We start from the raw sequence: 7,198 nt of genomic DNA on the forward strand, positions 1-7,198 counted from the left end.
GGTATAATAATCTAGGTGATAATTTTATGATACAAATTCCAGACAACAGTACAATATTAGCTCCGGCTACCCTACATCTATCTTTATACAAAGAAATTTTAAAACAAAAAAAAGATTGCCTTGGCATACAAGTTTTAACCTTGTCTAGCTGGCTATCTTCTTTTTATCACGGACAAAATAAATCTGACATTGAAATTCTTTATTTATACAAAGACGCTTTAAAGAATATCTCTCTTTCCAATGCCTTCTATTCCAGTAAAGAAGACTATGACTTTTTAAATGCCTGTCTAGACTTTATAAAAATGGCAAAAACCTATCAGATTCATGATTTTCCTTGTTCAACCCAAAAAGAAAAAGATTTACACGAAATCTTAAATCTTCTGTATCCAATTCAACTCAAAGAAGACCAAACGCAAGATGTCCTTTCAAGTTTACCAGATTTAGAAAACATCTATATCCTAAAAAAAGAATACTCTCAATTAGACAGTTACTGGATTCAAGTGTTGATTGATCATGGCGCAAAATGGCTCGGCGATAAGCAACTATTAACAACACACTACTACAGTGTTGCCAACGCACGCAAACAAATGGAAGTCATCGCAAATCTTATTATTGAAAATGACTATTCAGCCGATGATATTTTCATTGCCCTAAACAACCCAAGTGACATCAATGTTTTAACCCAGATTCTTACAGCACATAAGATTCCATTCACAACTATACAAGAAGTTCATACTACATCTATATATAACGAGTGGATCCATTATTTAACATGGGCTAAAGATATGGATTTAAAAAGCTTTTTAAACGTAGTTCAAACCTTATATCCAAATGACAATTATCTCTTGCAGTATTACACATTGTTCCCTGAACAATTTTTAAAATTTGAACCTTTCTTAACTACACTTCCATACAAAGATAATGAAATCATTGATTCCTACCAATTCGCATCCTACCAAAAATTAGAACAAGACACTTTAGAATGGATACACGATCATGCATTCTTATTTGATGCATACGATTTTATCAAGATGGCCAAACACATTCAAAATCTACATGAACAAGTCACAAAAGAAGATTTGAATGCCTTCAACGATGTCATGTCACTTATCCAAGATGTGCATACACACATTCATAATGCGAATGATTTAAACATCTTGATTCACCAAATCCAAAATCTTTCTGTCAATCAGAAAGCCAATTCCATTGAAGGGGTATTCATTGGATCTAGACAAGACATCACAAATTTAAGGCCTATCGTCTTTTTAACTGGCACAAATGCCAGTGCATTTCCTGCTTTAAAGTTACATACTGGAATCTTTGATGAGGCCTATGTACAAAACACGGATTTACCAAATCTTGAAACACGCATTCAAAACCAGCAGTCACAAATCTTTGACTGTTTGTCTTTGTGTGAAATTCTTTATGTATTCTATCCACAAAGTGATTATCAAGGAAAGAATTATGAACCTAGCTCCGACATAGAAAATTGGCTCCAACAAAAGGCTGAGTTTATCACTACGCCCGATTCTTTTAATTGGACTACCCCAACTATCGATTTAAATGAAACAACTGCTAAATCCATATTCTTTAAGGATGATCATTTTAAAGGATCTATTTCAAGACTCGAATCTTATGCAAGATGTCCTTTTTCTCATGCACTAAAATACGGCTTATATTTAAAAGAAAAAGAAGACATCACAGACATTCGAATTCGTGGAAGCATATTACATCATGTTCTAGAAGTGATTTCTAAAGATAGACAAGAATATACTTCTTTATCCAAAGAAGAAATTCATCACTATGTTGAAAATGAATTTTCCTTCGCAAAAGAAGTGCTTTTACAACAAATTCCATGGTTTGATTCTCAAATTGAAGAAATCACAGAAAAACTTATGTTGATTTTTGAACAACTACATAATTTTGAATCCAACTGGCACATGAACATGGATAAACAAGAACATAAGTTCTCTTATTCCTACCCATGGAATGAATATACCATTGATTTATATGGCTATATTGATCGAATCGACAGTTCAAACACATCTTTTTGTATCTTTGACTATAAATCAAGTGATAAAGATATTAAAATCGATGACTTTGAAAAAGGATTATCTTTGCAGTTAGCCACGTATACGTTAGCTTACGAAAAAGAATCCGGTTTAATCCCTGTAGGATGTTTCTATATTGCACTAAGGACAACCCCAGAAACACTCACTTATGGAAAATTAAATTATCGCAAAAAAATACCTGAACTCACTGTGAACGATGAAAAAGATATTGCGGATACATTTAAAGTCAATCGAAGATTAAATGGATGGCACTTTAGTGATGCGAGCATTTATTGTGATGACATAAAACGATACATGCCTGTAAAAAGAGCCAATCCAAGTTTAGAAACCATCAAAGAGGAATGGACTCAAGTCGTTGACAGTCTTTTAAAGGACATTAAAAGTGGACAAGCTCTACCTAATCACGTCCAAGATGCATGTAAATTCTGTGCTTACAGATCTATTTGTCGAAATTCAGCGAATGAAGTTGAACCAATGCTTCGTGTAGAAAAGGAGGAAGAATAAACATGGATTTTTCAATTCCCCAACAAAAAGCCATTGACATTCGAGATACAAATGTCGTTGTCTCTGCCAGTGCCGGAAGTGGTAAAACAGCTGTTTTAGTAGAACGTTTATGTCAGCTTGTATTAAAAGACCATATTTCAATCGATTCTATCCTGGCAATGACTTTCACAAAGGATGCGGCAGCTGAAATGAAGGCACGTCTTCTTTCCAAATTAAAAGAGCAGCCAAAAACAGAATACATTCTTCAGCAAATGGCTCTACTTGAAACAGCCAGTATTTCAACTATTGATAGTTTCTGCTTGTCGATTGTACAAAATTATTACTATAAGATTCCTATTTCTTATACGATGTCCAAACAAACGGCATCTTCAGTCCAAACACGCATCGCCTTTGACAACGCCTACAAACATGCGATTCAAGATTTACACTTAGCTGCATACACAAAATTAAAAATGTATTTTCTCTCTTTTGGAAAAACAGAAGAAGACATTCAAAAATACATTGAAGATATTTTGGCAATCCTCAACTCTAAATCCGAAGAAGACGCAAAGACATGGATTAAAAACATTCAAGATTCATATACATATTTAAGTCCAGAATTAATGGAATATGCATTGAAATACTTTCATAATCATTGCTTGGCTATGTCAGAGATTTTAGATGAAATAATCTATCAAATCGCAAAGCCTGAAGATTATGAAGTCAAAAAGGACTATTTATCAAAGTGTTTAGATGCCAACTCGTATTCAGATTTTAAAGCTCAATTTGAATTGTATTTAAAAAATACCATCGGTTTTAAGAAGACAATTGATAAGGTGGATTACTCAAAATATCAAACTTCTTTTAAAGATCATGAAACAAAGATCGTAGAAAACTTATTTGATGAAGAATTCTATTTAAAGGACATTCAAAATCATAAAGCTTTAGTAGATACCTTATTTGAATTAACCAATAAAGTAAAGTTATACTTTCAATTGGAAAAGAAGAAAATGGAAGTGATTGACTTTAATGATATGGAGCACTTTGCGTATCAACTCCTTCAAGATCCGATGATCAAAGAAGAAATGTACAATAAATATCAGATGATTCTTGTGGATGAATTTCAAGATACCAATGAACTTCAAGAAAAAATCATTGCGTCTTTCTGCCATGAAAACAACGTATTTAGAGTGGGTGACATTAAACAATCCATCTATGGTTTTAGACAAGCCAATCCAAAAATTATGCAGGACTGGATGAAAAAGGAAGATATCAACAACACCCCTTTATTATTGCAGGAAAACTATCGTTCCAATGCGAGTGTTATTCAATTCAACAATGATTTTTATAGTAAGATCATGAACAATGAATTATTGGGAAAACAATTTGAAGAGATTGATATTGCCAATGTAGGTACGAAAGGACAAATGGAAAGTCCTCAATATCCAGTTCGTTTCTTATATACAGAATATGAAGATGAAGAAGGCAACAAAGCTACCATCAAAAAGAATCACAATGAGAATCGTTTTGATTTGATTGCACAAGATATTATCGAAAAGCACAAAGCAGGCATGTCCTATAAATCTATGTGTGTGTTAACCCGTAATCATGCGCCTCAAGAAAAACTGAAAACAGTTTTTGAGGCCTACAACATTCCGGCTATGATTACCATTGATCATGGATTCTACACAAATCCTGCCATCCAAATTGTACTTTCCACTTTAAAAGCTTTAGAAGATTTAACCGACGACATTGCGTTATGTGCTTCTTTAATGTCCCCATTATTTAATGTATCTTTTTCTCAAATTGCGAAGTGTTGCATTGGAAAAGAAAAAGGCACATCTTTATATATGAGTATTAAAAACGAAGATTTTATGAAGCCTTTCTTTGAATTATATGTAAATAGAAATCAAACGATTGTACAACTTCTACAATACATCTATGCCTATAATAATTTCTATTATGCTTCTACAACAATTCAAGATAAGAACAACCTGGATTATTTATTAGAATTAGCAACCCAGTATGAAAATCAGAGTGACATCCATGGTTTTGTCCTACAACTATCTAAAGATGCAACGCAAGATCAAACTCAGGAAGCAAGCTTGTATGGCAAAGAAGATGATGTAGTTCAAGTAAAGACAATGCATCAATCTAAAGGTTTACAATTTCCTGTTGTATATATTCTTTCGCAACATGAACAAAGAGATAAACATGGCAGTTCATGCATCTTACTTGATTCAATATTAGGATTATCTTTAAAAGGCTTAAGTAATGATTATAAATATAAGTACAATTCAATATATCATTTAGCTCTACAAACCAAAAAAAAATTGGATGATCTTGCCGAAGAAATGCGCGTATTCTATGTTGCGACAACACGTCCTCAAAAAGAATTGGTCATTGTAGATACGATTGAAAGCATTGAAGATTTTTATAGTCCATTAAACGCCTATACTCTATTAGAAGATGAGAGTTATACAGGATGGCTTTTACATACATATGCCAATACGAGTGATTCTCTAGTGGTTTTTGATAAAAAATCAGAATTGTATGAAAGACCATTAAAAGTGCGTCAAAATAATAAGTCTTACAAGCTTCCTGTCTATACAAAAACATCCGATGTGTTCTCGAGTCAGACGGCTAGTGGGGCCAAAATGAAATTAGACTGGAAAGATATTTCTCTTACTAAAAATATAGGAACGCTTCGTGGTACTTTATTCCATGAAATTGTGGCGCAATGTTCATATCCTTATCAACAAGAAGAAATTATTTCTTTTGCGAATTCTTATGGATATACTTTAAAGGATTATGATATCAAACAGATTCTAGCTTTAAATTCGAATGCACTCTATGCTTCATGGATGAACGAAAAGCATGTATTTGAACAAAGCTATATTATTAAAGAAAAAAACCAAGTCGTTCATGGATTTATGGACTTAGTTATCTATAAAGAAGATGAAATAATTATCATTGATTTTAAAACAGATACCACGGATAATGAAAATAAATTAATTGATATGTATGCGGCTCAGCTTCAAACTTATAAACATTCAATGGAAAGAATAACGGATTCACCGATAAAAACATATATTTATGCTTTTTCTCTATTTAAATGCATCCTTTTATAATAACTTATGCTACAATGGAGGGGTCTTTTGAAAAAAGAGAGAAGGAGAGAGATTCATGGAAAAATTCTTTAAATTGAACGAGAAAGGTTCAAACGTTAAGACAGAGCTTATTGCCGGTCTTACAACATTCTTGGCTATGGCCTACATTCTTGGGGTTAACCCTGCAGTATTGGCAGATGCTGGTATGGATAAAGCATCTGTATTCCTTGCGACAGCTATTTCTGCTGGTGTGGCAAGTATCATTATGGGACTTGTTGCCAACTACCCAGTTGCATTGGCTTCTGGTATGGGTGTAAACGCATTGTTCGCCTACACAATCTGTGGACAAATGGGCCTTAGCTGGGCAGCTGCATTAAGTGCTGTATTCATTTCAGGTGTTATCTTTATTCTTATTTCTGTTACTGGTGTTCGTAAAGCTATTATCAATGCGATTCCAGTACAATTAAAATTGGCAATCGGAGCCGGAATCGGTTTCTTCATTGCGTTTGTTGGTTTAAAAAATGCGGGTATTATTGTAGCTAGTCCTTCAACATTTGTAACAATTGGAAACTTAACAGATCCAACTGTATTACTTGCGATTGTCGGATTGTTGATCACAATTGCGTTAGTTATTAAAAATGTTCCTGCAGCCGTTTTCGTAGGTATGGTTATCACTGCTGTGATTGGAATCATCCTTGGATTCATGGGAATGGCTGGTATGCCTACTTTACCTGAACATTTCATTTCGTTTGATTTTGAATTACAAGCTGCTGGAGCTTGCTTCTCAGGAATTTCTGAATTATTCGCAAATCCATTCCAAGCTTTCGTAGTTATTTTCTCATTCTTATTTGTTGACTTCTTTGATACAGCTGGAACACTTGTTGCGATTGGTAACCGTATTGGTTTAATCAACGATAAAGGTGAACTAGAAAATGCTGAACAAGCATTGCTTGCTGATGCGGTTGGTACAGTATTTGGTGCAGTTTTAGGTACTAGTACAGTAACTAGCTTCGTTGAATCTAGTTCTGGTGTTGGTGTTGGTGGACGTACAGGTTTAACTGCATGTACATCTGGTATTTGCTTCTTACTAGCTGTATTCTTATCACCACTTATCTTAAGTACAGTTACGAACGCAGTTACTGCACCAGCATTGATCGTTGTTGGTATTATGATGGCACAACAGTTAAAAGGTATTGACTGGGATGACATGATTTTTGCAGCTGCTGGTTTTGTCACTGTTATTATGATGATCTTGATGTATTCTATTTCAAATGGTATCGCATGCGGATTCATCGTTTATACAATTGCCATGATTGCAGCTGGTAAAGCGAAAGAAGTTCACCCGACTGTTTGGGCATTAATGATCATCTTCGTATTATACTTCGCTACACCTTACATTATGTAAAAGAAAAAGGGTAATCCGCAATTAGATAGGGTTGACTAAAAGTTGGCTTTAAAAATTGTAGGGTTGAAAACCCTATGAGTGTTTAAAGGATTATTAACTAGGGAGCAGAGATATTGTGAAATCTCTGC

3 protein-coding genes are annotated in these 7,198 nt (G+C 34.1%); all 3 read left to right on the forward strand.

All coding sequences use genetic code 11. The features are described 5' to 3' along the window. Positions 1-26 precede the first annotated feature (26 nt). From H8911_RS06445 to H8911_RS06455, 3 genes are read left to right on the forward strand one after another with little or no spacing between them, the layout of a single operon-like run. Positions 27-2,576: a PD-(D/E)XK nuclease family protein gene (locus H8911_RS06445; RefSeq protein ID WP_186999070.1), complete on the forward strand. Its 2,550-nt coding sequence runs from the start codon at positions 27-29 to the stop codon at positions 2,574-2,576. A 2-nt stretch (positions 2,577-2,578) separates the two neighbouring features. Then, positions 2,579-5,686, forward strand: a complete 3,108-nt coding sequence (locus H8911_RS06450; protein WP_186999071.1) for a UvrD-helicase domain-containing protein — start codon at positions 2,579-2,581, stop codon at positions 5,684-5,686. A 55-nt stretch (positions 5,687-5,741) separates the two neighbouring features. Beyond that, positions 5,742-7,070, forward strand: a complete 1,329-nt coding sequence (locus tag H8911_RS06455) for an NCS2 family permease (protein WP_186999072.1) — start codon at positions 5,742-5,744, stop codon at positions 7,068-7,070. The last annotated feature ends 128 nt before the right edge of the window (positions 7,071-7,198 follow it).

The organism is Holdemanella hominis, assembly GCF_014306155.1.
Lineage (GTDB): Bacteria > Bacillota_I > Bacilli_A > Erysipelotrichales > Erysipelotrichaceae > Holdemanella > Holdemanella hominis.

What these genes read in the sequence shown, in the direction of transcription:
- H8911_RS06455 (WP_186999072.1), top strand. Translation starts at nt 5,742, where the DNA reads ATGGAAAAATTCTTTAAATTGAACGAGAAAGGTTCAAACGTTAAGACA.
- H8911_RS06450 (WP_186999071.1), top strand. Translation starts at nt 2,579, where the DNA reads ATGGATTTTTCAATTCCCCAACAAAAAGCCATTGACATTCGAGATACA.
- H8911_RS06445 (WP_186999070.1), top strand. Translation starts at nt 27, where the DNA reads ATGATACAAATTCCAGACAACAGTACAATATTAGCTCCGGCTACCCTA.